Origin of the sequence: Streptomyces sp. NPDC093586 (assembly GCF_044764905.1) — a bacterium.
Lineage (GTDB): Bacteria > Actinomycetota > Actinomycetes > Streptomycetales > Streptomycetaceae > Streptomyces.
The window spans coordinates 18,068-43,523 of the sequence record NZ_JBIWJA010000046.1 but is presented as its reverse complement, the minus strand read 5'-3'; the positions used below and the strand labels follow the sequence as shown (position 1 = coordinate 43,523).

27 protein-coding genes are annotated in these 25,456 nt (G+C 71.1%); 15 read left to right on the top strand and 12 right to left on the bottom strand.

The genetic code is table 11. From position 1 onward, the window contains the following. Positions 1-10 precede the first annotated feature (10 nt). The gene (locus tag ACIRFH_RS31960) at positions 11-583 is read left to right on the top strand and encodes a hypothetical protein (protein ID WP_403528563.1); all 573 of its coding nucleotides are present in this window, start codon (positions 11-13) and stop codon (positions 581-583) included. A gap of 367 nt (positions 584-950) precedes the next feature. Here ACIRFH_RS31960 and ACIRFH_RS31955 read toward each other — a convergent pair whose 3' ends face one another. Together ACIRFH_RS31955 and ACIRFH_RS31950 are read right to left on the bottom strand one after the other, a co-directional pair. Continuing rightward, entirely contained in the window at positions 951-1,370 is a 420-nt protein-coding gene (locus ACIRFH_RS31955) for a PIN domain nuclease (RefSeq protein ID WP_403528560.1), read from the bottom strand. Continuing rightward, on the bottom strand, positions 1,370-1,624 hold the full coding sequence (locus ACIRFH_RS31950) for a type II toxin-antitoxin system VapB family antitoxin (RefSeq protein ID WP_403528557.1): 255 nt from the start codon (positions 1,622-1,624) through the stop codon (positions 1,370-1,372). Before ACIRFH_RS31950 ends, ACIRFH_RS31955 begins: the two co-directional genes overlap by 1 nt. Positions 1,625-1,964: 340 nt before the next feature. On the opposite strand from ACIRFH_RS31950, the gene ACIRFH_RS31945 reads away from it, so the two are divergent. The 9 genes from ACIRFH_RS31945 to ACIRFH_RS31905 all read left to right on the top strand — a co-directional run bounded on the left by ACIRFH_RS31945 (position 1,965) and on the right by ACIRFH_RS31905 (position 12,307). Further along, on the top strand, positions 1,965-3,209 hold the full coding sequence (locus ACIRFH_RS31945) for a M20 family metallopeptidase (protein WP_403528554.1): 1,245 nt from the start codon (positions 1,965-1,967) through the stop codon (positions 3,207-3,209). Positions 3,210-3,383: 174 nt separating this feature from the next. After that, on the top strand, positions 3,384-4,442 hold the full coding sequence (locus ACIRFH_RS31940) for a BMP family protein (RefSeq protein WP_403528551.1): 1,059 nt from the start codon (positions 3,384-3,386) through the stop codon (positions 4,440-4,442). A 268-nt stretch (positions 4,443-4,710) separates the two neighbouring features. Further along, positions 4,711-5,760, top strand: coding sequence for a BMP family protein (locus ACIRFH_RS31935; RefSeq protein ID WP_403528548.1), 1,050 nt, complete (start codon positions 4,711-4,713; stop codon positions 5,758-5,760). Between the two features lie 229 nt (positions 5,761-5,989). Next, complete coding sequence (locus ACIRFH_RS31930) at positions 5,990-7,555, top strand: ABC transporter ATP-binding protein (RefSeq protein ID WP_403528545.1); 1,566 nt, start codon at positions 5,990-5,992, stop codon at positions 7,553-7,555. Further along, positions 7,555-8,679 (top strand): ABC transporter permease, encoded by a 1,125-nt coding sequence (locus tag ACIRFH_RS31925; protein WP_403528542.1) that lies wholly within the window; start codon positions 7,555-7,557, stop codon positions 8,677-8,679. The genes ACIRFH_RS31930 and ACIRFH_RS31925 overlap by 1 nt, the downstream gene beginning before the upstream one ends. Beyond that, on the top strand, positions 8,676-9,941 hold the full coding sequence (locus ACIRFH_RS31920) for an ABC transporter permease (RefSeq protein ID WP_403528539.1): 1,266 nt from the start codon (positions 8,676-8,678) through the stop codon (positions 9,939-9,941). The genes ACIRFH_RS31925 and ACIRFH_RS31920 overlap by 4 nt, the downstream gene beginning before the upstream one ends. Continuing rightward, positions 9,938-10,330 (top strand): cytidine deaminase, encoded by a 393-nt coding sequence (locus ACIRFH_RS31915; RefSeq protein WP_403528536.1) that lies wholly within the window; start codon positions 9,938-9,940, stop codon positions 10,328-10,330. Before ACIRFH_RS31920 ends, ACIRFH_RS31915 begins: the two co-directional genes overlap by 4 nt. A gap of 11 nt (positions 10,331-10,341) precedes the next feature. Next, the gene (locus ACIRFH_RS31910; RefSeq protein ID WP_403528533.1) at positions 10,342-11,625 is read left to right on the top strand and encodes a thymidine phosphorylase; all 1,284 of its coding nucleotides are present in this window, start codon (positions 10,342-10,344) and stop codon (positions 11,623-11,625) included. Positions 11,626-11,722: 97 nt separating this feature from the next. Beyond that, positions 11,723-12,307 carry a Uma2 family endonuclease gene (locus ACIRFH_RS31905; RefSeq protein WP_403528530.1) on the top strand — a complete coding sequence of 195 codons (585 nt, stop codon included), beginning with the start codon at positions 11,723-11,725 and terminating at the stop codon, positions 12,305-12,307. A gap of 1 nt (position 12,308) precedes the next feature. Here the strand turns inward: ACIRFH_RS31905 and ACIRFH_RS31900 are convergent, their stop codons facing one another. Continuing rightward, the gene (locus ACIRFH_RS31900) at positions 12,309-13,229 is read right to left on the bottom strand and encodes an AEC family transporter (RefSeq protein WP_403528527.1); all 921 of its coding nucleotides are present in this window, start codon (positions 13,227-13,229) and stop codon (positions 12,309-12,311) included. A gap of 134 nt (positions 13,230-13,363) precedes the next feature. Here ACIRFH_RS31900 and ACIRFH_RS31895 point away from each other — a divergent pair, with 134 nt between their 5' ends. Next, positions 13,364-13,750, top strand: a complete 387-nt coding sequence (locus tag ACIRFH_RS31895) for an STAS domain-containing protein (RefSeq protein ID WP_403528524.1) — start codon at positions 13,364-13,366, stop codon at positions 13,748-13,750. Here the strand turns inward: ACIRFH_RS31895 and ACIRFH_RS31890 are convergent. Both ACIRFH_RS31890 and ACIRFH_RS31885 read right to left on the bottom strand, forming a co-directional pair. Continuing rightward, positions 13,643-14,647 (bottom strand): sigma-70 family RNA polymerase sigma factor, encoded by a 1,005-nt coding sequence (locus tag ACIRFH_RS31890; RefSeq protein WP_403528521.1) that lies wholly within the window; start codon positions 14,645-14,647, stop codon positions 13,643-13,645. The two genes, ACIRFH_RS31895 and ACIRFH_RS31890, sit on opposite strands and share 108 nt — an antisense overlap. A gap of 106 nt (positions 14,648-14,753) precedes the next feature. Beyond that, entirely contained in the window at positions 14,754-16,088 is a 1,335-nt protein-coding gene (locus ACIRFH_RS31885) for an MFS transporter (RefSeq protein WP_403528518.1), read from the bottom strand. A 63-nt stretch (positions 16,089-16,151) separates the two neighbouring features. Between ACIRFH_RS31885 and ACIRFH_RS31880 the strand changes: the two genes are divergently transcribed. After that, positions 16,152-17,105: a LysR substrate-binding domain-containing protein gene (locus ACIRFH_RS31880; protein ID WP_403528515.1), complete on the top strand. Its 954-nt coding sequence runs from the start codon at positions 16,152-16,154 to the stop codon at positions 17,103-17,105. 7 nt (positions 17,106-17,112) lie between these two features. Here the strand turns inward: ACIRFH_RS31880 and ACIRFH_RS31875 are convergent, their stop codons facing one another. Further along, complete coding sequence (locus ACIRFH_RS31875; protein ID WP_403528512.1) at positions 17,113-17,874, bottom strand: alpha/beta hydrolase; 762 nt, start codon at positions 17,872-17,874, stop codon at positions 17,113-17,115. 171 nt (positions 17,875-18,045) lie between these two features. Here ACIRFH_RS31875 and ACIRFH_RS31870 point away from each other — a divergent pair, with 171 nt between their 5' ends. Further along, a complete protein-coding gene (locus tag ACIRFH_RS31870) occupies positions 18,046-19,227 on the top strand; it encodes an adenosine deaminase (protein ID WP_403528510.1) in 1,182 nt (393 codons plus the stop codon). 138 nt (positions 19,228-19,365) lie between these two features. Next, complete coding sequence (locus tag ACIRFH_RS31865; protein ID WP_403528507.1) at positions 19,366-19,653, top strand: ATP-binding protein; 288 nt, start codon at positions 19,366-19,368, stop codon at positions 19,651-19,653. Positions 19,654-19,722: 69 nt separating this feature from the next. Here ACIRFH_RS31865 and ACIRFH_RS31860 read toward each other — a convergent pair whose 3' ends face one another. The 5 genes from ACIRFH_RS31860 to afsQ1 form a co-directional block, all read right to left on the bottom strand. Next, positions 19,723-19,926 carry a PspC domain-containing protein gene (locus tag ACIRFH_RS31860; protein ID WP_403528504.1) on the bottom strand — a complete coding sequence of 68 codons (204 nt, stop codon included), beginning with the start codon at positions 19,924-19,926 and terminating at the stop codon, positions 19,723-19,725. A gap of 94 nt (positions 19,927-20,020) precedes the next feature. Further along, positions 20,021-20,572, bottom strand: a complete 552-nt coding sequence (locus tag ACIRFH_RS31855) for a VanZ family protein (RefSeq protein WP_403528501.1) — start codon at positions 20,570-20,572, stop codon at positions 20,021-20,023. Positions 20,573-20,661: 89 nt separating this feature from the next. Next, positions 20,662-21,264 carry a hypothetical protein gene (locus tag ACIRFH_RS31850; protein WP_403528498.1) on the bottom strand — a complete coding sequence of 201 codons (603 nt, stop codon included), beginning with the start codon at positions 21,262-21,264 and terminating at the stop codon, positions 20,662-20,664. Then, the gene (locus ACIRFH_RS31845; RefSeq protein WP_403528495.1) at positions 21,264-22,874 is read right to left on the bottom strand and encodes an ATP-binding protein; all 1,611 of its coding nucleotides are present in this window, start codon (positions 22,872-22,874) and stop codon (positions 21,264-21,266) included. The genes ACIRFH_RS31850 and ACIRFH_RS31845 overlap by 1 nt, the downstream gene beginning before the upstream one ends. Further along, positions 22,871-23,548 (bottom strand): two-component system response regulator AfsQ1, encoded by a 678-nt coding sequence (gene afsQ1, locus ACIRFH_RS31840; RefSeq protein WP_029394402.1) that lies wholly within the window; start codon positions 23,546-23,548, stop codon positions 22,871-22,873. The genes ACIRFH_RS31845 and afsQ1 overlap by 4 nt, the downstream gene beginning before the upstream one ends. A gap of 255 nt (positions 23,549-23,803) precedes the next feature. Between afsQ1 and ACIRFH_RS31835 the strand changes: the two genes are divergently transcribed. Continuing rightward, positions 23,804-24,568, top strand: coding sequence for a SigE family RNA polymerase sigma factor (locus tag ACIRFH_RS31835; protein WP_403528491.1), 765 nt, complete (start codon positions 23,804-23,806; stop codon positions 24,566-24,568). Positions 24,569-24,796: 228 nt separating this feature from the next. Here the strand turns inward: ACIRFH_RS31835 and ACIRFH_RS31830 are convergent, their stop codons facing one another. Then, the gene (locus ACIRFH_RS31830) at positions 24,797-25,441 is read right to left on the bottom strand and encodes a uridine kinase (protein WP_403528488.1); all 645 of its coding nucleotides are present in this window, start codon (positions 25,439-25,441) and stop codon (positions 24,797-24,799) included. Positions 25,442-25,456: the final 15 nt, after the last annotated feature.

Below are 25,456 nucleotides of genomic sequence, written 5' to 3'. Positions count from 1 at the left end.
TCCCATCGGAGTGATCGGAATCTCATTCGCACTCCTCGCCGTCGTCGGTTGCGGCGGTGACCATGGACGTTCGGAAGGCGCGCGGAAGGGTTTGAATGTGAACATGCAGGAGGCGGCGGACAAGGCCGACGCGCTTGTTTACGAAACTTTCTCGACGGTGAAGCCTCCCATCGAGTGGACACACGACGTGTCGGATCACGGCAGCTGTGGTGGAGAGTCGACCGGGCTGGGGGACGTTACGCGCCGCGCGGTTGTCATGACGAAGGTTTCGAAAGAGAGGAGGGGTGCCCTGCTCGGCATCATCGAGCGTCATTGGAAGAAGAACGGAAGCAAAATCACCGACGTCAAGCCGAGTGTCGATTTCCCGGAAATGTACGCCGAAAGCGGTGACGGACTGCTACGCATGAGCTTGGTGGTCGGCGGGGAGGGCCAGTTCTTTCTGGACGTCCAAACCTCCTGTGTCAAGGAGTCGAGTGTGGCCCCGCCGGCGACAAAAGTGAACGGCCGCAGTTACTACGGTGAGGCGATTCCGAGGCCCAACGTGGAAGACGCCTTCTGGTCGTCCAGCGAACCCCTCTCATAGACGTCTTCGGGTTGAGAAACCAGACCGCCTTCTGAAGGCCGACCTGCGCGCTCGGACCGACGACGAGCCGAAGTTCCCGTACTGCGCTGCGCGCCGAGTACGACCATGGCTTTCTCGTGGGATGTCATGCCGAGCTACTGCGGTTATATCCGTCGCACTGCTCCTCACAGTGGGGTGCGGCGCTCCTTGGCTACGGGGAGGGAGACGCCGAGATGGGCATGCAAAAGGCATGCTGAGCATGCCGACGAGATCCTCGACGATACGCTCGCCGCTGTCGAGCCCTCTGTTCGCCGGACTCACGGGAAAACCACTGTGGAGCACCCGGTCGCGCGCCCGACGCCCCGCTGTACGGAGAAGCGCGGCATGGTCAGCGGTCGGCGGTGCCGGGGGGAACGACCCATTCGGTGGGCTGGCCCGTGAGGGAGGCGATCATGTCGAAGTCGCCGTCATAGTGGAGGACCGTCAGCCGGTTCAGCTCCGCGGTGGCGGCGATGAGGAGATCGGGTAGGGAGAGCGCGTGGTGGAAGCCCGCGTTGAGCGCGTGACGCTGGACTTCCAGAGCGCGGACGAAGGCGTCGTCGTCGGTGCGCAGATAGTCGAAGGCGTGGAGCCACGTGCTGATGCGCACCGCCTCCGCGCCGTCCCGCGCGGAGTGGACCATCTCGTACTCGGTCGGTTGGCACACCGCGAGCAGGCAGCGCTCGTGGAGGGGCTTGAGGACTTCCCTCACACCGGGCTTCGTCCAGCGCGCCAGGGCGGACTTGTCGATCAGATAGCGGTCCTGCATCAGGCGGCGCGGCCGTCGTCGTGGCCGTTGCCGCGCTTGAGGGAGCCGTCGGCGTTCCGCGGGCCGGTGGTCTCGACGATCTCGCTGAAGTCGAGTTCTCCGGAGTCCATGGCGTCGAAGAACTCCTGCCGCAGGTGACGCTTGACAGCGTCCTCCATGGCGAGACGTACAGCCTTGGCCTTGGTCCTGGTGCCGAAGATGCGCATGGCCTCGGCGACCATGTCCTCGTCGAGGTCGATGACGGTCCTGGCCATGTGAATGCTCCTTCGGCGATGCTCCCGCTCCGTAAACGATATCGGATTTGTCATACGGGCGATATCGTTTTGGTGGTGGGAGTGGTGCCGTACCCGCGAGGCCGTTGTCGTGGCTGAGCGGGTGGAGACGCGTGGGCTCCACGGAGCGTGGTATCCGTGGAGGGAGCAAGGAAAGCAAGGAAAGCAAGGAAGCGGAGACGGGTACGGCGGTCAAAGTGGGAGAGCTTACCCACCTCCGTCGGCCCCTATGCGCCGTACGGCCAACTTTTCTTCCCCTAACGGGTTGAACTTTTGTTGATCGCAGGACAGTTGGCCGTCTCGGCGTCCTACCCTTCAAAGGGTGAAGCAATTGACGTCCCGAGAGTCCGAGGTCGATCCGTCCGGGGAAGCGCTGCTTCCCGGCACCCTGCCCGAGGCGCTGCGCGCTGAGTTCGTGGCCTTCCGCCGCGACCTGCACATGCATCCCGAGCTGGGCAATCAGGAGTTCCGCACCACCGCAGCGATCAAGGAGCGGCTCGAACGGGCCGGTCTGAAGCCCCGGGTGCTTCCCGTCGGCACCGGACTCGTCTGCGACATCGGCACCGACTCGGGACAGTGGGCCGGCGGACCGCGCATGCTCGCGCTGCGGGCCGACATCGACGCGCTGCCCATCCCGGACACCAAGAGCGAGTGCCCGTACCGCTCGATCGTCCCGGACCGCGCCCACGCCTGCGGACACGACGTGCACACCACCGTCGTCCTCGGCGCCGGCCTCGTGCTCGCCGCCCTGCACGAGCAGGGCCTGCTGCCCCGGCCCGTGCGGCTGATCTTCCAGCCCGCCGAGGAGGTGCTGCCCGGCGGCGCCGCCGACGCCATCGAGGGTGGCGCGCTCGACGGGGTGCGCCGGATCCTGGCCGTGCACTGCGACCCCCGGGTGGACGCCGGGAGGGTCGGGCTGCGGGTGGGCCCCATCACCTCCGCCTGCGACCGGCTGGAGATCTCCCTGAACGGGCCCGGCGGGCACACCGCCCGGCCGCACCTGACGACCGACCTGGTCACCGCCGCCGCCCGCGTCGTCGTCGACGTGCCCGCGATCGTCGCCCGGCGGGTGGACAGCCGCAGCGGCCTCGCCATGACCTGGGGCCGGATCGACTGCGGCCACGCCCCGAACGTCATCCCGCAGCACGCCGAGCTCGCGGGCACCGTGCGCTGCCTCGACCTCGACGCCTGGCGGCAGGCGCCCGACCTCGTGGTCGGTGCCATCGACGAGGTCGCCAACCTGCACCGGGCCAAGTCCGAGATCACCTACGTCCGGGGCGTGCCCCCCGTCGTCAACGAGGTGACGAGCACCGAACTGCTCCAGGCCGCCATGGCCGCCCGGCGCGGCACGGACGCCATCGAGAGCACCGAGCAGAGCCTCGGCGGAGAGGACTTCTCCTGGTACCTGGAGCACGTGCCCGGCGCGATGGCCCGGCTCGGCGTCCGGCCGCCCGGCGAGCGCACGGTGCGGGACCTGCACCAGGGCGACTTCGACGTGGACGAGCACGCCATCACCGTCGGCGTGGAGATGTTCACCGCGGCGGCGCTCATCGACGCCGTCCAGTAGCCCGCTTCGGCATGGTCGGGTCGCGTTCGGCCCGGTGGTTCACCGGGCTGTGACCGGCCAGCGGCACGAATGGGTAACGGCCCCGCGGAACCCCGTTCCCAGGAGTTTCTACGCGCGTTAATGTGCGCCGAACCGAGCGCCCGCTGCGGGGCTTTGGAGAATGGGGAACTTCAGATGCGTCGGATATCGAGACTGACCCGCGTCGCGGTGGGGGTCGCGTCGCTCGCGCTCGCCGCCACGGCCTGCGGAAGCACCAGCAGCGAAAGCGACAGCGGAAGTGGCAGCGGCGGCGCCAAGGCCACCAAGGGCCTCGCCATCGCGTACGACATCGGCGGCAAGGGCGACCAGTCCTTCAACGACGCCGCGTACGCGGGCCTGGAGCAGGCGAAGAAGGAGTTCGGCTACGAGACGGCCGACATCGAGCCCACCGAGGGCGAGACCGACGCCGACAAGGAGCAGCGCCTGGCGTCGCTGGCGAAGCAGGGCTACAACCCGGTCATCGGCGTCGGCTTCGCCTACGGCCCGGCGATGAAGGCCGTCGCCGAGAAGTACCCGAACACCACCTTCGGCATCGTGGACTCCGTGGTCGAGGGCAAGAACGTGGCGTCCCTCGTCTTCGCCGAGAACGAGGCCTCCTACCTCGCCGGCGTCGCCGCCGCCAAGGCCACCAAGACCAACACGGTCGGCTTCGTGGGCGGCGTGGACGTCCCGCTGATCCACAAGTTCGAGGCGGGCTACAAGCAGGGCGTCACGGACACCAACCCCAAGGTCAAGGTCATCTCGCAGTACCTGACGCAGACCGCGGAGGAGGGCGGCTTCTCCAGCCCCGACAAGGGCCGGGCCGCCGCCGAGGGCCAGATCGAGAAGAAGGCCGACGTCGTCTACCAGGCGGCCGGTCTGTCCGGTCAGGGCGTGATCGAGGCCGCCGCGAAGGCGAAGGTCTGGGCCATCGGCGTCGACTCCGACCAGTACCGGCAGGAAGCCCTCGCCGCGTACAAGGACCACATCCTGACCTCCGCCCTCAAGGACATCGACGGCGCGGTCTTCGCCCTGGCCAAGTCGGTGAAGGACGGCAAGCCGCTGACCGGCGTCCAGACCTTCGACCTGAAGTCCGACGGCGTGGGCCTGTCCGACAGCAACCCGAAGTTCGCCGAGGTCCCGGGCGCCAAGGACGCCGTGGCCGAGGCCAAGAAAGGCATCGTCAGCGGTTCGATCAAGGTCAAGACCGAGTAGGCACCGCCGGTACGGAGCCCCGGAGCGGGCGGGCGCCCCCAGCGCCCGCCCGCTCCGGCGTTCTCCTCCTCGCCCACGTTCGTACGTCACCCTCCGCCACCCCGCGTTCGCGCCCGGCAAGCCCCGTGCCGCCGTTCGCGTCACCTTGCTCACGGGCGGATAACAAGGTGGACAGAAGGGGTTTTCAGGCAGGTCTACGCGCGTTAATCTGCGGCGAAGCCAGCGCCGAAGCCGAACCGTACGGCGCTTGTACGACAGGAGCTCCACAATGCGCCGGATTTCCCGGATCACGGTCGCAGGCGCGGCGACCGCCTCCCTGGCCCTCGCCCTCGCCGCCTGCGGTGGTACCTCGACCTCTTCCGGGTCGTCGGAATCGAAGGGCGACAAGGGTCTCGCCATCGCGTACGACGTCGGCGGCAAGGGCGACCAGTCCTTCAACGACGCCGCGTTCGCGGGCCTGGAGCAGGCGAAGAAGGAGTTCGGCTACGAGACGGCCGACATCGAGCCCACCGAGGGCGAGACCGACGCCGACAAGGAGCAGCGCCTGGCGTCGCTGGCGAAGCAGGGCTACAACCCGGTCATCGGCGTCGGCTACGCGTACGCCTCCGCCATGAAGAACGCCGCCGAGAAGTACCCGAACACCACCTTCGGCATCGTGGACGACGCCACGATCAACGCGAAGAACGTGGCGGACCTGGTCTTCAACGAGGAGGAGGCCTCCTACCTCGCCGGTGTCGCCGCCGCCAAGAGCACCAAGACCAACACGGTCGGCTTCGTGGGCGGCGTGGACGTCCCGCTGATCCACAAGTTCCAGGCCGGCTTCGCGCAGGGCGTCACGGACACCAACCCGAAGGTCAAGGTGCTGTCGCAGTACCTGACGCAGACGGCGGAGGAGGGCGGCTTCTCCAGCCCGGACAAGGGCAAGACCGCCGCCGAGGGCCAGATCGAGAAGAAGGCCGACGTCGTCTACGCCGCCGCCGGTCTGTCCGGCCAGGGCGTGATCGAGGCCGCCGCGGCCCACAAGGTCTGGGCGATCGGCGTCGACTCCGACCAGTACAAGCAGGAAGCCCTCGCCAAGTACAAGGACTACATCCTGACTTCGGCCACCAAGGACGTCGCCAAGGCGGTGTACAACCTCGCGAAGTCGGTCAAGGACGGCAAGCCGGCGACCGGTATCGTCAAGGGCGATCTGAAGTCCGGCGAGGTCGGCCTGTCGGTCTCCAACCCGAAGTTCGCGGGCGACGCCGAGCTCCAGGCAGCCATCAGGACGGCCAAGGAGAAGATCGTCAACGGCGAGATCAAGGTCAAGAGCAGCTGAGTACCGGCACCACCTCGAACAGCGTGTAACCGCGCGCCGGTCGCGCCGCTCGGCGGGGTACGGGGAGGGACTCCTTCAGGGCACCTCCCCGTACCCCGTCGTGTCGGTGTGCCGCCGCCGCTTTCAGATGCCGTAGGGGCGCTACGCGCGTAGACGACCCCCGTCCCCAGGAGAGTGCGCCATCAACGCGTCCAGCAGCCCTCCGGCCGGAGCGGCGGTCAACGAATCGGTGACCGCCGTCGAACTCGCCGGGATCACCAAGCGTTTCCCCGGTGTCGTGGCCAACCACGACATCCACCTCACCGTCCGCAAGGGCACCGTCCACGCCCTCGTCGGCGAGAACGGCGCCGGCAAGTCGACGCTGATGAAGATCCTCTACGGCATGCAGAAGCCGGACGAGGGCACCATCGCGATCGACGGCGAGCAGGTCTCCTTCTCGTCGCCCGCCGACGCCATCGTCCGCGGCATCGGCATGGTCCACCAGCACTTCATGCTCGCCGACAACCTCACGGTCCTCGAGAACGTGGTCCTCGGCAGCGAGAAGCTCCACGGCATCGGCGGCAAGGCCCGCCGCAGGATCAAGGAGATCTCCGAGCGGTACGGCCTCGACGTGGAGCCCGACCGCCTGGTCGAGGAGCTCGGCGTCGCCGCCCGCCAGCGCGTGGAGATCCTCAAGGTCCTCTACCGCGGCGCCCGCACGCTGATCCTGGACGAGCCGACGGCCGTCCTGGTGCCGCAGGAGGTGGACGCCCTCTTCGACAACCTGCGCGAGCTGAAGGCCGAGGGGCTGTCCGTCATCTTCATCTCCCACAAGCTGGGCGAGGTCCTCTCCGTCGCGGACGACATCACCGTCATCCGCCGCGGCACGACGGTCGGCACCGCCGTCCCGTCCGAGACCACCCCGCGCCAGCTCGCCGAGCTGATGGTCGGCAGCGAGCTGCCCACCCCGGAGACGGCCGAGTCCACGGTCACCGACCGCGCGGTCCTCACCGTCGACAAGCTGCGTCTCGCGGCCCCCGGCGGCAAGGCCCTGCTGGACGACATCACCTTCACCATCCACGCCGGCGAGGTCCTCGGCATCGCCGGTGTCGAGGGCAACGGCCAGACCGAACTGGTCGACGCGCTCATCGGCCTGCGCCACGCCGACTCCGGCAGCATCCGCTTCCTCGGTGAGGACATCACCTCCCTGCCCACCCGCAAGCGCCGCGAGCAGGGCGTCGGCTACATCCCCGAGGACCGCCACCGGCACGGCCTCCTCCTGGAGTCCCCCCTCTGGGAGAACCGCATCCTCGGCCACGTCACCGAGAAGCCCAACAGCAAGGGCTTCTGGCTGGACCCGAAGGGCTCCCAGGAGGACACCCGCCGCATCGTCGAGGCGTACGACGTCCGCACCCCCGGCATCGACGTCACCGCCGCCTCGCTGTCCGGCGGCAACCAGCAGAAGCTGATCGTCGGCCGCGAGATGAGCCACAACCCGCGCTTCCTGATCGCCGCCCACCCCACGCGCGGCGTGGACGTCGGCGCGCAGGCCGCGATCTGGGACCACATCCGCGAGGCCCGCCGCGAGGGCCTGGCCGTGCTGCTGATCTCCGCCGACCTGGACGAGCTGATCGGCCTGTCCGACACCCTCCGGGTGATCTACGACGGCAGGCTGGTCGCGGACGCCGACCCGGCCACCATCACCCCCGAGGAGCTCGGCTCGGCGATGACCGGCGCCGCCTCGGGCCACCTGGAACACGACGAGACCCCCGAGATCCGCAAGTCTCCCGAGTCTCCGGAAGACGAGGCCCGCTGATGAAGAAGTTCGACAAGGAGCGCGTGCTCCTCGCGGTGGCCGGGCCGGTCATCGCGCTCGCCGTGGCCTTCGTGCTCAGCGCGATCGTGCTGATCGCCTCGGGCAAGAACCCGGTCGAGCCGTTCGCCCTGATGTTCGAGCAGGCCGGTTTCTCCGACATCCAGGTCCTGATCATCAACCAGGCGTCGATGTACTACATCGCGGCCCTCGCGGTCGCCATCGGCTTCCGGATGAACCTGTTCAACATCGGCGTCGACGGCCAGTACCAGCTCGCCGCCTTCATGGCCGCCGTCGTCGGCGCCCACGCGAACCTGCCGGCGTTCCTCCAGGTCCCGCTGCTGCTGCTGACCGCCGTCCTCACCGGCGCCTTCTGGTCCGGCATCGCCGGTGTCCTCAAGGTCACCCGCGGGGTCAGCGAGGTCGTCGCCACGATCATGCTCAACGCCATCGCCACCTCGCTGATCGTCTACATGTGGCGGCCGGACGTCTTCGGCGTCAAGATCGGCAACAACAACACCACCGGCGAGATGCACGAGTCCGGCTGGATCCCCGGCATCGACATGGGCGCGGCCGGCGAGGTCTACGGCCTGGTGATCCTCGCCGTCCTGCTCGGCATCGGCTACTGGATCGTCCTCAACCGCACCCGCTTCGGCTTCGACCTGCGCGCCTCCGGCGCCTCCGAGTCCGCCGCCGCGGCCAGCGGTGTCGACCCCAAGCGCATGGTGCTCACCGCGATGCTCATCTCCGGCGGCCTCGCCGGTCTCGCGGGCCTGCCGATCCTGCTCGGCGACACCCACACCTACAGCCTCAACTTCCCCACCGGCATCGGCTTCCTCGGCATCGGCATCGCCCTGCTCGGCCGCAACAGCCCGGTCGGCATCGCCTTCGCCGCCCTGCTGTGGGCCTGGCTCGACAAGGCCTCGCCCGAGCTGGACTTCCACGGCTACGACAAGGAGATCGCGGTCATCATGCAGGGCCTGATCGTCCTGTCCGTCGTCGTCTCCTACGAGGCCGTCCGCGAGTGGGGCCTGCGCCGCCAGCAGCGCCGCGTCGGCGCGGAGCTGGCCGCCGGTCACGTCCTCGGCGCCACCGACAACACCAAGAAGGAGGTGGCTGGCCGATGACCACCGCGACCGACCTCAACCAGCCCACGCTGCAGCCCGCGGCGCCGACCGGCCGCCGCATGCCGTGGCCCGTACTGCTCCTGGTCGTCGTCGGCGCCCTGGCGCTGACCTCGATCGTCCGGCTCATCACCGGCGCCGACGGCATCACCAACGTCAGCCAGATGTCCACCGCCCTCCAGCTCGCCGTGCCGATCGGCCTCGCCGGCCTCGGCGGCCTGTGGGCCGAACGCGCGGGCGTCGTCAACATCGGCCTCGAGGGCATGATGATCCTCGGCACCTGGTTCGGTGCCTGGGCCGGCTTCCAGTGGGGCCCGTGGACCGGTGTCCTCGTCGGCATCGTCGGCGGCGCGATCGGCGGGCTGCTGCACGCGATCGTCACCGTCACCTTCAACGTCAACCACATCGTCTCCGGCGTGGCCATCAACATCCTCGCCCTGGGCGCCACCCGCTACCTGGCCCCGCTCGCCTTCGAGGGCCACCAGGGCGGCTCGGCCAAGCAGTCCCCGCCGGTCGACTCCCTCGGCCACTTCACGGTGCCCGGACTGTCCGACGGCCTCCAGACCCTCAACGACAAGGGCTGGTTCCTGGTCTCGGACGTCGCCGGCCTGCTCGGCGGCCTGGTCACGAACGTCTCCTGGCTGACCCTGATCGCCGTCGCCCTGATCCCCGCCACCTGGTGGATCCTGTGGCGCACGCCGTTCGGCCTGCGCCTGCGCTCCTGCGGCGAGAACCCGGTCGCCGCCGAGTCCCTCGGCGTCAACGTCTACAAGTACAAGTACCTCGCCGTGATCATCTCCGGCGCCCTGGCCGGCCTCGGCGGTGTCTTCCTCTCCATCGTGGCCAACCCCTTCTACCTGGAGGGCCAGACCAGCGGCCGCGGCTACATCGGCCTCGCGGCGATGATCTTCGGCAACTGGATGCCGGGCGGCCTCGCCATCGGCGCCGGCCTCTTCGGCTACACCGACAGCCTCAACCTGCGCGGCGGCTCCGCCAACGTGCACGCCCTGCTGCTGCTCGGCGCACTCCTGCTGGTCGCCGGCGCCATCTGGCTGGCGGTCCGCAAGAAGTACGTCAACGCCGTGGTCACGCTGGTCGTCGGCGCGCTGGTCTTCGCCTGGTACGCGGGCACCGACGAGGTCCCGAACCAGGTCGTCTCCGCCACCCCGTACGTCGTCACCCTCGTCGTCCTCGCCCTGTCCGCACAGCGGCTGCGGATGCCCAAGGCGGACGGCATGCAGTACCGGAAGGGGCAGGGCAAGTGACCGACATCGACTGGGAGGCACTGCGCACGGCGGCCCGGGTCGCGATGACCCGGGCGTACGTCCCCTACTCCGGCTACCCGGTCGGCGTCGCCGCGCTGGTCGACGACGGCCGCATGGTTACCGGCTGCAACGTGGAGAACGCCAGCTACGGCATCGGCCTGTGCGCCGAGTGCGGCCTGGTCTCCCAGCTGCAGCTGACCGGCGGCGGGCGGCTGACGCACTTCGTCTGCGTCGACGGCCACGGCGAGACCCTGGTGCCGTGCGGGCGCTGCCGTCAGCTGCTGTACGAGTTCGGCGGCCCGGAGCTGCTGCTGGAGACCCCGGCGGGGATCCTTCCCCTGTCGGAGATGCTCCCGCAGGCCTTCGGCCCCGACCACCTCACGAAGTAAGGAGAGCCAGCATGGCCATGGACGTCATCTCCGTCATCCGCACCAAGCGGGACCGCGGCGAACTCAGCGGTGAGCAGATCGACTGGGTCATCGACGCGTACACCCGCGGCGAGGTGGCCGACGAGCAGATGTCGGCCCTCGCCATGGCGATCCTGCTCAACGGCATGAACCGCGGCGAGATCGCCCGCTGGACGGCCGCGATGATCGCCTCGGGCGAGCGCATGGACTTCTCGTCCCTGTCCCGCCCGACCGCCGACAAGCACTCCACGGGCGGCGTCGGCGACAAGATCACCCTCCCGCTGGCGCCCCTGGTGGCGGCCTGCGGCGCGGCCGTCCCGCAGCTGTCCGGCCGGGGTCTCGGCCACACCGGCGGCACCCTGGACAAGCTGGAGTCGATCCCCGGCTGGCGCGCGCTGCTGTCCAACGAGGAGATGCTGAACGTCCTGGACGGCGTCGGCGCGGTGATCTGCGCGGCGGGCGACGGCCTCGCGCCCGCCGACAAGAAGCTCTACGCCCTGCGCGACGTGACCGGCACGGTCGAGGCGATCCCGCTGATCGCGTCCTCCATCATGTCGAAGAAGATCGCCGAGGGCACCGGCTCCCTGGTCCTGGACGTGAAGGTGGGCTCGGGCGCCTTCATGAAGACCATCGAGGACGCCCGCGAGCTGGCCGCCACGATGGTCGGCCTCGGCACCGACCACGGCGTGAAGACGGTCGCGCTGCTCACCGACATGGCCACGCCCCTCGGCCTGACCGCGGGCAACGCCCTGGAGGTCCGCGAGTCCGTCGAGGTCCTGGCCGGCGGCGGTCCCTCCGACGTGGTCGAGCTGACCCTGGCCCTGGCCCGCGAGATGCTCGACGCGGCCGGTCTGCCGGACGCCGACCCGGCGAAGGCCCTGGCCGACGGCTCGGCGATGGACGTCTGGCGCCGCATGATCGCGGCCCAGGGCGGCGACCCGGACGCGGCCCTGCCCACGTCGAAGGAGCAGCACGTGGTGAAGGCCGCCTCCTCGGGCGTCCTGACCCGCCTCGACGCCTACGACATCGGCGTCGCCGCCTGGCGCCTGGGCGCGGGCCGCGCCCGCAAGGAGGACCCGGTGCAGGCCGCCGCGGGTGTCGAACTCCACGCCAAGCCCGGCGACACGGTCACCGAGGGCCAGCCCCTGCTGACCCTCCACACGGACACCCCGGACCGTTTCGCGTACGCGCTCGCGGCGGTGGAGGGCTCGTACGACATCGCCCCGGCGGGCACGGCCTTCACGGCCTCGCCGGTGGTGCTGGAGCGCATCGCCTGACCTGCGCTTTCCTCTTTCGGGTGAACGGGATCGGTAGACCACTGCCGGTCCCGTTCGGCATGCTGGGATCGGTGACGCACCGAATAGGAGAACCGCCATGAGCGCACTCACCGTGAGCCAGGAGCCCGACCAGAACTGGGACGACCTCGTCCGGTTCTGGGAGGAGATGGAATGGCCCGAGGGCAGCAAGGTGGAGATCATCGAGGGAATCATCACCGTGTCACCTGCTCCGGGACTGCCTCACAACGACATCACCGAACGAATCCAGCGCCGTTTGTATTCGGTGATCCCCAGCCATTGGGGGATCTATCAGACGCTTGCGCTCTCGGTGCCGTCCCGCCTCGGAATGCTGATCCCGGATCTCGTGGTGACACAGCTGCCGGAACACACCGAGTCGGACACCCACATCCCCGCCGCCCTCGCGGAACTCGTCGTCGAGGTCACTTCCAAGTCCAACGCCCGGCACGACCGCATCAGCAAGCCCGCCGCCTACGCCACCGCCGGCATCCCGCTCTACCTCCTCATCGACCGTTGGGCTCCCGGCGGCCCCACGGCGACGCTCTACGGTGAACCGAAGGGCGACGTCTACCGCGTGCTGAGCGCCGCCAAGTTCGGCGATCCCCTCACCCTCCCCGCCCCCTTCGACCTGACCATCGACACCGGCGAGTTCCCCGAAGCCTGACTCACCCCAGCACCGCGGCCACCCCCACCAGCACCGGCACGGACACCACCGTCGACACCAGGACCGCGTCCCGCGCCAGCCGCTCGCCCACCCCGTACGTCGACGCGTACGTGTACAGGTTCTGCGCGGCGGGCAGTGCCGACGTCACCACCACGTCCAGCAACTGGGCGCCCCGCAGCCCGAACACACCCGACGCCAGCGCCCACGCCACGGCCGGCTGCCCCACCGCCTTCAACGCCACCGCCAGCAGCACCGGCTGCCGGTCCGTGCCCCGCATGGGCATCGTGGAGCCGCACAGCGAGATGCCGAAGGCCAGCAGCACCGCCGGGACGGACATGTTGCCGATCAGGGTGACGGGGTCCATGACCGCGTCCGGCACCCGCAGCCCGCTCGCGGCGACCGCCACCCCGGCGAGCGAGCCCAGCGCTATCGGATTGCGCAGCGGCGTCAGCAGCACCCGCCACAGAGGCCCCTTGCCACCCCCACCCGACAGGTCCAGGACCGTCACCGCCACCGGCGTCACCAGCACCAGCTGGAACAGCAGCACCGGCGCCACCAGCGAGGCGTCGCCCAGGACGTACACGGCGATGGGGATGCCGAGGTTGCCGGAGTTGACGTAGCCGGAGCACAGCGCGCCGATCGTCGTACGGCCCACGCCCCACCCCCGTACGGCACCCACCGCGACGAAGACCCCGGCCACCGCGGCCGTGGACAGCGCCGTCACCAGCAGCCGCCTGGAGAAGACCACCGACAGGTCGGCCCCCGCGAGCGTGGTGAACAGCAGCGCCGGGGACGCCACGTGGAAGGCGAGCTTCGTCAGCACCTCGCGTCCCTGGTCGCCGAGGTGCCCGCGCAGCCCCAGCACATAACCGACGCCGATCACCACCGCGATCACCGCGAAGCCGCTCAGCACCCCCTGCACGGCGACGCCTCCCCGGGGACGAGGAGGCGGAGGGCGTCGGGCGGCGCGGCAGGCGGAGGTATGGGGGGCACGGGGTCAACCCTCCGGCGCGGGCCGCGCCGAGGTCAACGTGATCTTCGACGGACCCGGCGCCGATGAGTTCCACCGGCGTCCCCGGTCTACCGCACGTGGACGCCGTGACACCCGCCGTACTCGTGCTGCCGGGGCCCGTCTCCCGAGGGGAGACGCCCCGGCTCTGTGCCGAGGTGCGCGCGCTGCTGGAAGCCACCCGGACCGGCGTGGTCGTCTGCGACGTCGGCGGGCTGGGACCGCCCGGACTCGCCGTCGTCGACCTGCTGGCCCGGCTGCAGCTCGCCGCCCGCCGGGCCGGGGGCCGGATACGCCTGCGCGACCCCGACCCCGCCCTGCACGCCCTACTCGGTCTGGTCGGCCTCCGCTTCGAGACGGAGGGGCAGGTCGAACAGCGGGAACCACCGCTTGGTGTCCAGGAAGAAGTGGAACCCGGTGATGCGGCCGTCTGAGATCTCCAGCACCTGGACCGCCCACGGCGCGAAGCCACCGGCCTCCGGGTCGGGCTTGTAGTGCGCGAAGGCCGGCAGCCCGTTGGCCTGGACCGGCACCAGACGCGAGCCCGCGCACCCGGCGCCGAACGTCGTCATGAAACCGGTGATGTCCGCCGGGCCGGTCAGCCACAGGTCGAACGGCGGCATCGTCATGACCGCGTCCTCGTGCAACAGCGCCGTCAGCGCCGTCATGTCATAGCCCTCGAAGGCCGCGACATAGCGCTCCAGGAGCTTCTGCTGCTCCTCGTCCAGCGGGTCGGACACCGCCGCACCCGCCCCCCGGTCCGCCCGCTCGGCGAGCGTCGCCCGGGCCCGCTGGAGGGCGCTGTTGACGGACGCGACCGTCGTGCCGAGCAGCTCGGCGACCTCGCTCGCCCGCCACGCCAGCACCTCGCGCAGGATCAGCACCGCCCGCTGCTTGGGCGGCAGTTGCTGCAGCGCCGCCATGAAGGCGAGCCGCACCGACTCCTTGGCGACCGCGGCCTCCGCCGGATCGGCCGTCGTCGGCAGCACGCGGGCGTCCGGCATCGGCTCCAGCCAGGTGTTGTCCGGGCGGGGCGACAGGGCGGCCCGGGCCAGCGGCGTCGAGTCCGTCAGGTCCATCGGGCGGGCCCGCTTGTTGCCCGCGGACAGCATGTCCAGGCAGACGTTGGTCGCGATGCGGTACAGCCAGGAACGGAGGCTGGAGCGGCCCTCGAACTTGTCGTAGCTGCGCCAGGCGCGGACCAGGGTGTCCTGCACCGCGTCCTCGGCCTCGAAGGAGGAACCGAGCATCCGGTAGCAGTACCCCGTCAGCTCGGACCGGTGTTTCTCCAGCACGGAGTCCAGCTCCGGCATCACGGTGCCGTTGGTCATCGTCCACCCACCCCTGGGCCGTCCCGTCATGCGCGTCGTCGCGCCTCGCACTTCGGAAGCTACCGCAGCGGACTGACAATGGCCCACGGAGCCGGAAAGACGCACGTCAACGCGTGGCGTGCAGACCCCGCGCCGGGACGCCCGCGCCCTGGCGGCGGGCCGCCAGCGTCCCGAGGGCCGTGATCGCCACGACGCCCAGCACCGCCAGCAGCCCGACCCCGACGGTCCCGGCCCAGCCACCGGAGTGGAAGGCCACCGCGCCCACCGTGCTGCCCGCGCTGGAGCCGATGTAGTAGGCGGACTGGTACAGCGCCGACGCCTGGGCGCGGCCGTGCGTGGCCGTCCTGCCGACCGCCGACGAGGCCACCGCGTGCCCGGCGAAGAAGCCCGCCGTGATCAGCACCAGCCCCAGCAGGACCAGCGGCAGCCGGGGCGCGAGGGACAGCAGCAGGCCCGCCGCCGTCGTGCCGCCGCTCAGGTACAGGGCCCCACGGCGCCCGAGCCGGCCCACCAGCCGGCCCGCCGTGGACGCCGAGACCGTACCGACCAGGTACACCAGGAAGATCGAGCCGATGACGCCCTGCGGCAGGGAGAACGGAGCCTCGGTCAGGCGGTAGCCGATCACCGTGTAGACGCCGCCGAACACCGTCATGAACAGCGCGCCGATCGCGTACAGGCGGCGCAGCAGCGGGTCGGAGAGGTGGTCGCGGACCGTGCGGACCAGGACCCGCGGGCGCAGCGAGCCCGCCGTGAAGTGCCGCGGCGCCGGCAGCAGCAGCCGGAAGGCCACCGCGCACGCCACCGCGACCAGGCCGATCACCCCGACGGCGACCCGCCAGCCCCACTCCTGCGCGACCCAGCCGGTGATGACCCGGCCGCTCATGCCGCCGACGCTGTTGCCCGCCACGAACAGGCCGATCGCGGTGACCAGCGCCCGCGGCCGCACCTCCTCCGCGAGGTACGCCGTCGCCGAGGCCGGCAGCCCGGCCAGCGCCGCGCCCTGCACCGCGCGCAGCGCGACCAGCGCCGGCAGCGACGGGGCGAAGGGCACCAGCAGCCCGACGGTCACCGCGACCGCCAGCGACGCCGTCATGACCGTACGCCGGCCGAACCGCTCCGACAGGGCGCTCATCGGCAGGACGAACACCGCCAGACCGCCCGTCGCGGCGGCCACCGTCCAGCTCGCGTCGCTCGCCGTCACCCCGAGGTCGCCGGAGATCAGCGGCAGCAGGGCCTGAGTGGAGTAGAGGAGCGCGAAGGTCGCGACGCCCGCCAGGAACAGGGCGAGACTCATCCGGCGGTAACCGGGGCCGCCCGGCGTCATGCGCGAGTCGCCGGAGTCGGGGGCGGAGGCGGCGGAAGAGGCGGAGGGGCCGGCGGGGACGGAGACGGCAGACGCGGCGCCCACGGTGGTGGACGCCCCGGTATCGGCGGGAGTCATGCTGCGAAGGTAAGGAGTCCGGGACTCATCCGTCCAATGCATGGAATCGTCATAATCGTTCCCATGGCGCATCAGCAGAGCTCACAGGCCCGGCTGTCACCGTCCGGTGACACAGAAGACATCGTCACGCTGCTCGCGCCACGCCTCGCGCACTTCGCCGGCGTGGCCCGCACCGAGCACGTCACCCGGGCCGCGCAGGAGATGAACGTCCCGCAGTCGACCCTCTCCCGCGCCCTCGCCCGCATCGAGGCCGACCTCGGGGTGGACCTGTTCGTCCGCCGGGGCCGCACCCTCGCCCTGACCCCCGCCGGGCACACCTTCCTCGGCTCCGTCGAACGCGCCCTCGCCGAGATCGAGCGCGCTGCCGAGGAGGTGCGCGCGGACGTCGACCCGGCCACCGGCAAGGTCGCCTTCGGCTTCCTGCACACCATGGGCGCCGAAACCGTTCCCGGCCTGCTGCACGCCTTCCGCGCCGACCACCCCCGGGTCCGCTTCAGCCTCGTCCAGAACTACGGCGAGGCCATGCTGGAGCGGCTGCGGGCCGGCGATCTCGACCTCTGCCTGACCTCCCCGGTCCCCGACGCCCCCGACCTGGTCGCCCGCCGCCTGGACGAGCAGAAACTGCGCCTCGTCGTCCCGGCCGACCATCCGCTGGCCGCCCGCCGGCGCATCCGCCTCGCCGAGGCGGCCGACGAGAACTTCGTGACCCTGGAGCCCGGTTACGGACTGCGCCGCATCACCGACGACCTGTGCGGCGAGGCCGGCTTCCGGCCCCGGGTGGCCTTCGAGGGCGAGGAGGCCGAGACGCTGCGCGGCCTGGTCGCCGCGGGCCTCGGCGTGGCGCTGCTGCCGCCGCCCGCCGTGCCCCGCCCCGGCGTGGTCGAACTGTCGGTCACGGCACCGCGCGCGGTCCGCGAGATCGGCGTCGCCTGGCTGGCGGGCCGCACGGACACGCCCCCGGTGGCGGCCTTCAAGAAGTTCCTGCTGTCGCGGCGGGGCCGCCTGCTTCCCGGCTGAACCGTTCCTACCGGCGCAGCGACTTCCCGAACCCCGCCGCCAGCGGCATCCGCAGCCCCAGCGGCGGTGGCGCGGCCAGCGCGTCCTCCACCGGCCGCGAGAAGGGCCGCCCGAACAGCGCGCCCATCACGAAGTCCTCCGCCAGCGCGACGACTTCGTCCCGGTAGTGCCGCAACCCGTGCCCGTCGGAGTGCGCTTCGAACCGGCACACGGCACGGTTGGCCTTCTTCGCCCGGGACGCCAGCCGGAACGACCGCTCCGGGTCGCTGCGTCTGTCGTGCGTGCCGTGCACGATCAGCACCTGGCGTCCGACGAGCTGCTTCACCGGTTCGGGTTCCGCCGTCGTGTCCTCGTCGGGCAGCCAGGGGGCGATCGCCAGTACGCAGCCGACGGCCTCGTGCCCGCCCGCGCGCAGCGCGGCCCGGCCGCCCATGCCGACGCCGGCCAGGCAGACCGGGACGTCGCCGTAGCGCCGCACGGCCTCGGCGGCGGCCCAGTCGGCGTCCCGGGCGAGGTGCGCCTCGGCGCCGTTCCAGCCCCGGTGGCGGTAGTGCACGACGTGCGTGGCCAGGCCCTCGTCCCGGCCCGCGCGTGCCAGCCGGCGCCCCAGCGCGCGTACCGGCGCGGCCGGCGGCAGCGGGGACGGCCTGCGGCCGGAGACCTCGTCGCCACCGGGGAGCAGCAGCACCACACCGCTGACCGCGGTCCCCTCCGGGCCGAGCGCTCTCCCCAGCCGGGCCCGACGGACCGGCGTCGCTTGCTGTGCCATGGCAGAACATTCTCAGAAGACGAGGTGGACGAGACCCGTCCTCGCGGGCACCGTTACATTTCGGCGGTCGCGTACACCGGATCGCCGGGAGGTTTCCCCGCACGCGGACACGTCTGTCCCTACTCGCCCGTACTCCTGCTGCTCTACGCGCGTAGGGGCTAGAGTGCGCGGATGACGAGCCAGAACACCGCGAAGGCCGGCGCGAAGAACGCCGGGAGGACCCCGACGCCGGACCAGATCCGCCGGGCGCCGAAGGTTCTGCTGCACGACCATCTCGACGGCGGACTGCGTCCCGGCACGGTCGTCGACCTCGCCCGCGCCACCGGCTACGGGGATCTCCCCGAGACCGATCCCGGCAGGCTCGGCGCCTGGTTCCGGGAGGCCGCCGACTCCGGGTCCCTGGAGCGGTACCTGGAGACCTTCTCCCACACCGTCGGGGTCATGCAGACCCGCGACGCCCTCGTCCGCGTCGCCGCCGAGTGCGTCGAGGACCTCGCCGAGGACGGGGTCGTCTACGCCGAGGTCCGCTATGCCCCCGAGCAGCACCTGGAGGCCGGGCTGAGCCTCGAGGAGGTCGTCGAGGCCGTCAACGAGGGCTTCCGCGAGGGCGAGCGCCGGGCGCGGGAGAACGGCCACCGCGTCCGCGTCGGCGCCCTGCTCACCGCCATGCGGCACGCCGCCCGCTCGCTGGAGATCGCCGAACTCGCCAACCGCTACCGCGATCTGGGCGTCGTCGGGTTCGACATCGCGGGCGCCGAGGCCGGTCACCCGCCCACCCGGCACCTCGACGCCTTCGAGTACCTCAAGCGGGAGAACAACCACTTCACCATCCACGCCGGCGAGGCCTTCGGGCTGCCGTCCATCTGGCAGGCCCTGCAGTGGTGCGGTGCCGACCGGCTCGGACACGGGGTGCGGATCATCGACGACATCCAGGTCCACGAGGACGGCACGGTCGAGCTCGGCCGGCTCGCCTCCTACGTACGGGACAAGCGGATCCCGCTGGAGCTGTGCCCCAGCTCCAACCTCCAGACCGGGGCGGCGGACTCGTACGCCGAGCACCCCATCGGCCTGCTGCGCCGGCTGCACTTCCGCGTCACCGTCAACACGGACAACAGGCTGATGTCCCACACGGGTATGAGCCGGGAATTCGAGCACCTTGTCGACGCGTTCGGTTACACGCTCGACGACATGCAATGGTTCTCCGTCAATGCGATGAAATCAGCGTTCATTCCTTTCGATGAACGACTGGCCATGATCAATGACGTCATCAAGCCTGGATATGCAGAACTGAAGTCCGAATGGCTGTTTCAGCAGACCGCCCCCACCAGCGGTTCTTCCGGAGAAGAGGGCTGAGGGGGAGGTGGCGGAACACGGAAATGTGGACGGGCTTTCACCGGCCGTCCGCATTTCTGGGTTTGCCGCGGGCGGTCCCGCATGTTTACGGTCGAGAACCGCTCACATCCCCGACATCCCATTTCGAGGACGTATTTCATGAAGCAGTCTGCTGCCAAGACCCTCGGCGTCGCCGCCCTCGGTGCCGCCTTCGCCGCCGTCGGCGCGGGCGCCGCCAACGCCGCCCCGGTCGCACCGGGCTCCGTCCACACCCTGGACCAGGTCACCCGGACGCTCCCCGCGGAGAACGTCACCGGCGCGCTGCCGGCCGCGGGCAACACGCGGGGGCAGGGCCCGGCCGACCAGATCACCGGTCTGCTCGGCGGAATGCCGGCGAAGAACCTGCCCACGCGGAGCGTTCAGGTGAACGGCATGCCGCTCGGCTGACCCGCACCCGTCACGACGCGCCGATGGGGCGCACCCGGTCCACCGGGTGCGCCCCATCGGCGTATGCCGCTACCAGGCCGTCCGCGCCGCCTTCTCCTCCGACGGCAGGAGGATCCACAGGGCGATGTAGAGCAGGAACTGCGGGCCGGGCAGCAGGCAGGAGAGGACGAAGATCACCCGCATCGTGGTGTGCGAGGTGCCGAAGCGCCGTGCCAGCGCGGCGCACACTCCGCCGATCATGCGGCCGTGGGTGGGGCGGGCGAGGCGGGACATCGCGGCTCCTTCGTGAGCGTGTGGCGGGGGCTGCCGGCCGGCCGCCCCTCATCTGCCTTCCACGCTACGGAGACGAACGGAACAAAGCGTCGCTCTACGGTGCGATACCGACCCTGGGAATCGTCGGGGTCCGACCCTGAGCCGGCTCCTCCTGGAGAACGTCCTCCCCGTGTCCGCGCTCGGGCCTGCGGCGGAGCCGTGCCCGGCCCGCGGGGACGACGGCGAGGTGGGCGAGGGCCACGCCCAGGGTGTTCAGCAGCACCGAGTCGACGTCCACGACCTGACCGGGCACCCCGGTCTGCAACAGCTCGATGCCCAGCGACAACAGTGCGCCCGCGGCCATGGTGCGCAGCAGGGACGCCGCCGGCGACACGGTCAGCCGCCCGTTCGCCATCGGCAGCAGCACCCCCAGCGGCGCCAGCAGGGCCAGCGCCCCGCCGAGGGAGCGGGCCGCCGCCGGCCAGCCCAGCGCCAGGTCGGCGCGGATACCGGCGAGCGGGTGCACATTGGGCGGCAGGACCCAGGGCACGTCCAGGGGCCGCAGGGTGTACCAGGCGACGAACGCGAGGTGTGCGACGAGGAGGACACCTCCCGTCACACGGATGCGATGCGCGGCGTTGCCGCCGATGAACCCTTGACGCTGCACGCCCCCCTAGACGCGGCCGCCGGCTCGGTCGGTTCCGGCCCCTCCCGCGCAAGGGTGAGGCTTGCGCCACATGGCCCCCGGAGCCGGCGTCATCCGCCGGTGACCGCCCGCGACGGCGGCTCGTTGCCGCCGGGCCGGGCGCGGACCTCGTCCGTGCAGGTGTAGCGGCGCGGGACCCGGTCGCCGGGCCCGGCCAGGACCACGGAACCGTCGCCCGCGGCCGCGGCCGAGCCGGAGAAGGTGCAGACCACCTGGGCGAGGGCGTACGAGGTGAGGTCGCCGGGCGCGGTGCCGAGCCGCAGGGTCTCCTCGGGGTCGCCCGGGCGGGGCCCCTTCACGGTGATGCCGGAGCGCACGTCCGTGGTGTACCCGGCCTCCTTCTCCGCGGTCGACGGCGGCACGGCGAGCTGCTCCAGCAGCCCCTGGGCGACCAGCACCCGCCGCGCGGAGCCGGCGGCGCCGCCCGGGTCCCGTACCGCCCGGTCCACGCCCACCAGCGACGAGCCGCACAGCAGGAACACCCGCACCGGGATGCCGGACGCTGCCTCCTCCGGCCCGGCGGGCGAGCAGCGCACCCGCGAGGGCGCGGGACCGTAGTCCGTGGGCACCTCGGTGGCGCGGATCCCGCACCCGGCGAGCAGCAGGGCCACCACGGGGAGCACGGAGAGTGCCGGCAGGCGGCGTACGGTCATCAGGCCTGTCCCTTCGCGTCCTTGCCCTGGTCCCGGCCCGCGTCCCCGCTCCCGTCGCCCGCCACCGCGTCCGCGGGGTCCTCCTCGACGGGCACCGACGCGTCCTGCGGCAGCCGCAGCGTGAACACCGCACCGCCCTCGGGGGAGTTCTCCGCGGTGATGTCGCCGCCGTGGATGTGGGCGTTCTCCAGGGCGATGGACAGGCCGAGTCCGCTGCCCTCGGAGCGGGGCCGGGAGGCGCTCGCCTTGTAGAAGCGGTCGAAGACGTGCGGCAGGACGTCCTCGGGGATGCCGGGTCCGTGGTCGCGCACCCGGATGACGACCTCGTCGTCCGCCCGCGTCACCGACACCCGCACCGGCGACCCGCCGTGCTTGAGCGCGTTGCCGACGAGGTTGGCCAGGATGACGTCCAGGCGGCGCGGGTCGAGGCGGGCGTGGATGCCGCGCTCGGCGTCCAGGTCGACGGCGTCCAGCCAGGCGCGGGCGTCGATGCAGGCGGTGATCTGGTCGGCGACGTCGACGTCGTCCAGGACCAGCCGGGCGGTGCCCGCGTCGAAGCGGGTGACCTCCATCAGGTTCTCCACCAGGTCGTTCAGCCGCCGCGTCTCGCTCACCACCAGCCGCACGGCCGGTTCGATCATCGGGTCGATGCCGCCGCCCTCGAACTCCAGCTCGTCCTCCAGCACCTCCGTGACGGCGGTGATGGCCGTCAGCGGCGTACGCAGCTCATGGCTCATGTCCGCCACGAAGCGCCGCGAGGCCTGCTCCCGGTCGGCCATGTCCGCGACCCGCTTCTCCAGCGCCTCCGCGGCGCTGTTGAACGTCCGGGACAGGTCGGCCAGTTCGTCGGTGCCGGACACGCGCAGCCGGGTGTCCAGCCTGCCCTCGCCGAGCCGCCGCGCCGCGACCCCGAGCCGGTGCACCGGCTTCAGCACGGTCGTCGCCAGGGCCTGGGCGAGCAGCGCGGAGCCGAGCAGCGCGAGAGCGGTCGCGATCCCCAGCGACCAGGCCAGCGAGTTCAGGTCCTTGGCCTCGGGCTCCAGCGACTTGACCATGTAACCGGTCGGCCCGCCGCCGATCACCTTCGAACCCGCCACGAGATAGGGCGTGCCGTCCTCGACGACCCGCTGCCAGTACAGGTGGTACGGGTACTTGTTGGCCGAGGAGACCTTCTGCTCCTTGTTCACCGCGGTGCGCAGCGACTCGGGCACGTCGGCCGGCGAGAAGCCGCCGAGACCGCCCGAACTGCCGTACACGGTCCTGCCGTCGGCGTCCTGGGCGACGAGCAGCACGCCGAATCGCTGGCTGCTGTTGGCCATCTGCCCCGCGGTGTGCTGCAACTCGTCCCGCGTGGGCCGCGCGGGCAGCGCACCCGCACGGTTCTGCATCTCCTGCTCGAAGTCACGCAGCACGGCGTCCTGGGTGCGGGTGAGCACCGCCTCGCGGTTCAGCCAGTACGCGATGCCGGACGCCGACACGGCGGCGGTGAGCGCGACCAGACCGAAGACGACGACCAGCCGAAGGCGCAGGCTGGTGAGGCGCAGCCGGGACCGGACTCCCTTGCGCGTCGCGGCCCAGCCGCGCGAACCCCCCTGGTGTTCCTGTGTCACTGAGGCGGATCCAGCCGGTAGCCCACGCCCCGCACCGTACGGATCAGGGTCGGCGACGACGGCACGTCCTCGACCTTGGCGCGCAGCCGCTGCACACAGGCGTCCACGAGCCGCGAGTCGCCGAGGTAGTCGTGCTCCCACACCAGCCGCAGCAACTGCTGCCGCGACAGCGCCTGCCCCGGCCGCCGGCTCAGCTCCAGCAGCAGCCGCAGCTCGGTCGGCGTGAGCTGCAGGTCCTCGCCGTTCTTCGTCACGGTCATCGCCGACCGGTCGATGACCAGGCTGCCGAAGCTCGCCGAGTCGCTCGACTCCCGCTCCCCGCGCCGCAGCACGGCCCGGATCCGGGCGTCCAGCACCCGGCCCTGCACGGGCTTGACGACGTAGTCGTCGGCGCCCGACTCCAGGCCGACGACCACGTCGATGTCGTCGTTGCGCGCGGTCAGCAGGATGATCGGCAGCTGGTCGGTGCGCCGGATGCGCCGGCACACCTCGAAACCGTCGATGCCGGGCAGCATCACGTCCAGCACGATCAGATCCGGCCGCTGCTCGCGCAGCAGCTTCAGACCGTCCTCACCACTGGCAGCGGTCGCCACGCGGTGGCCCTGGCGCGTCAGTGAGAGCTCCAGGGCCGTCCGGATGGCGTCGTCGTCCTCGATCAGCAACAGGGAAGGCACGGGCTCATTCTGGCCCATGGAGGGCCCGGGGTTCGACCCGCGGGCCGGGACGGACTCCCGACCCGCCGACGGGCCCTGTGAAAGATCCGTGACGCAACTGTGGCCGACCCCTGTGACAGGTCTGTGACAGTCGGCGGACACGGTCATGAAGTCGGCGCGGCAGGCTTTTCGACACAGGCAGAACAGCACGTCGCACCACAGCAACACAGCGACACAGCAGTCCGAACACCGGAAGTCCACGACGGGGGGCGCGAGATGAACACGCTGAAGGGCACCAGCACCAGCGCAGTGGTCACGCGTCTGCACGACGTGCACGCACACCGGGGTTCCGAGAAGTCCGGTGCCGTGGTGAGCGGGCGGGGGTGCGCTCGCGGCACCGGGCGTCAGCACACCGCCTACATGACGGTGGTCGACGCACGCACGGGGGACACGGGGAACCGGGGGGAAACGCACGGGGGACCGGCGTACGGGGAGGCATCGGGGGAGCGGAACTCGCTGTCGGAGGCGGAGTTCACCGCCTACGTCCAGGAGCGCCGCGCCTCCCTGTACGCCACCGCCTACCACCTCACCGGCGACCGCTTCGAGGCCGAGGACCTGCTGCAGAGCGCGCTGTTCTCGACCTACCGGGCGTGGGACCGGATCAGTGACAAGGCGGCTGTCGGCGGATACCTCCGCCGCACCATGACCAACCTGCACATCAGCGCCTGGCGGCGTCGCAAGCTCAACGAGTACCCGACCGAGGAACTGCCGGAGACGCCCGGCGACACGGACGCCATGCGCGGCACCGAACTGCGCACGGTCCTGTGGCAGGCGCTGGCCCGGCTCCCCGAACTCCAGCGCACCATGCTGGTCCTGCGCTACTACGAGGGCCGCACGGACCCGGAGATCGCGGACATCCTCGGCATCAGCGTCGGCACGGTGAAGTCCAGCATCTGGCGCTCGCTGCGCCGGCTGCGCGAGGACGAGGTCCTCAGCTTCGGCCGTGACCGGGAGGACGCCTTCGGCGACCTGGTCGCCTGAAGGTCCGGGGGGACCTGTGGGGGGGACCCCGAAAAAAGTTGGAGCCCGGGTGTATCACGGGGGTGATCCCGGGCTCTTACTCACGGGGAAGCACCACGGGGGACACGGGGGAACAACGGGGGAAGCGGGGGGAACGGGGGACACGGGGGAGTCACAAGGAAGCGGGGCTGGAGGGCCGGGGGGTCCGTCCAGCCCCGCTCTCTTTGCGTACGCGCCCGCGTACGCCCGTCACACCGCCGTACGCGTCGTACGTGCCGTGGGGCGACGCCCCGCCGCCGCGGCGGCCAGGCGGCCCATGGCCTCGTCCCGGTCGCAGACGTGGGCGCCCAGGGCCGTCTGCCGGGCGATGATCGCCCGTTCCCGGCGCATCAGCCGCCAACCGCGGCGCAACAGGAACGGCACGGACTTGCGGCCCTCCCGCAGATCCCGCAGGAAGCGCCGGCGGAAGGTCGTCAGCGGCCCCCGGCTCAGACACAACGCGTCGGCCAGGACGTCCAGTTCACGGCAGCGCGAGACGATCTCGGCGGCGAAGACGCCCTCGGCGAGGAACAGCGGGGTGCGTCCGATGTCGACCGCGTCCTCGCCGGTGCGGGCGCTGAGCGCGATGTCGTAGACGGGGACCCGCGTACGGCCCGACCGGCACAGCTCCGTGATCGCGGCGACGGCCGCGTCCGCGTCCCACGAGCCGGGGTGGTCCCAGTCGATGTCGGAACTCCCCGACACCAGCGGCAGCGTCGGGTCGGTGCCCTCCTTGTAGAAGTCGTCGAGCCGCAGCACCGGGAGACCGGAGCGGGCGGCGAGGAGGGACTTGCCGGAGCCGGAGGGGCCGCAGAGCAGCACGACTCGCGTCGGTATGGGTGGATGGGAGGTCACGGGACACCAGTGTGC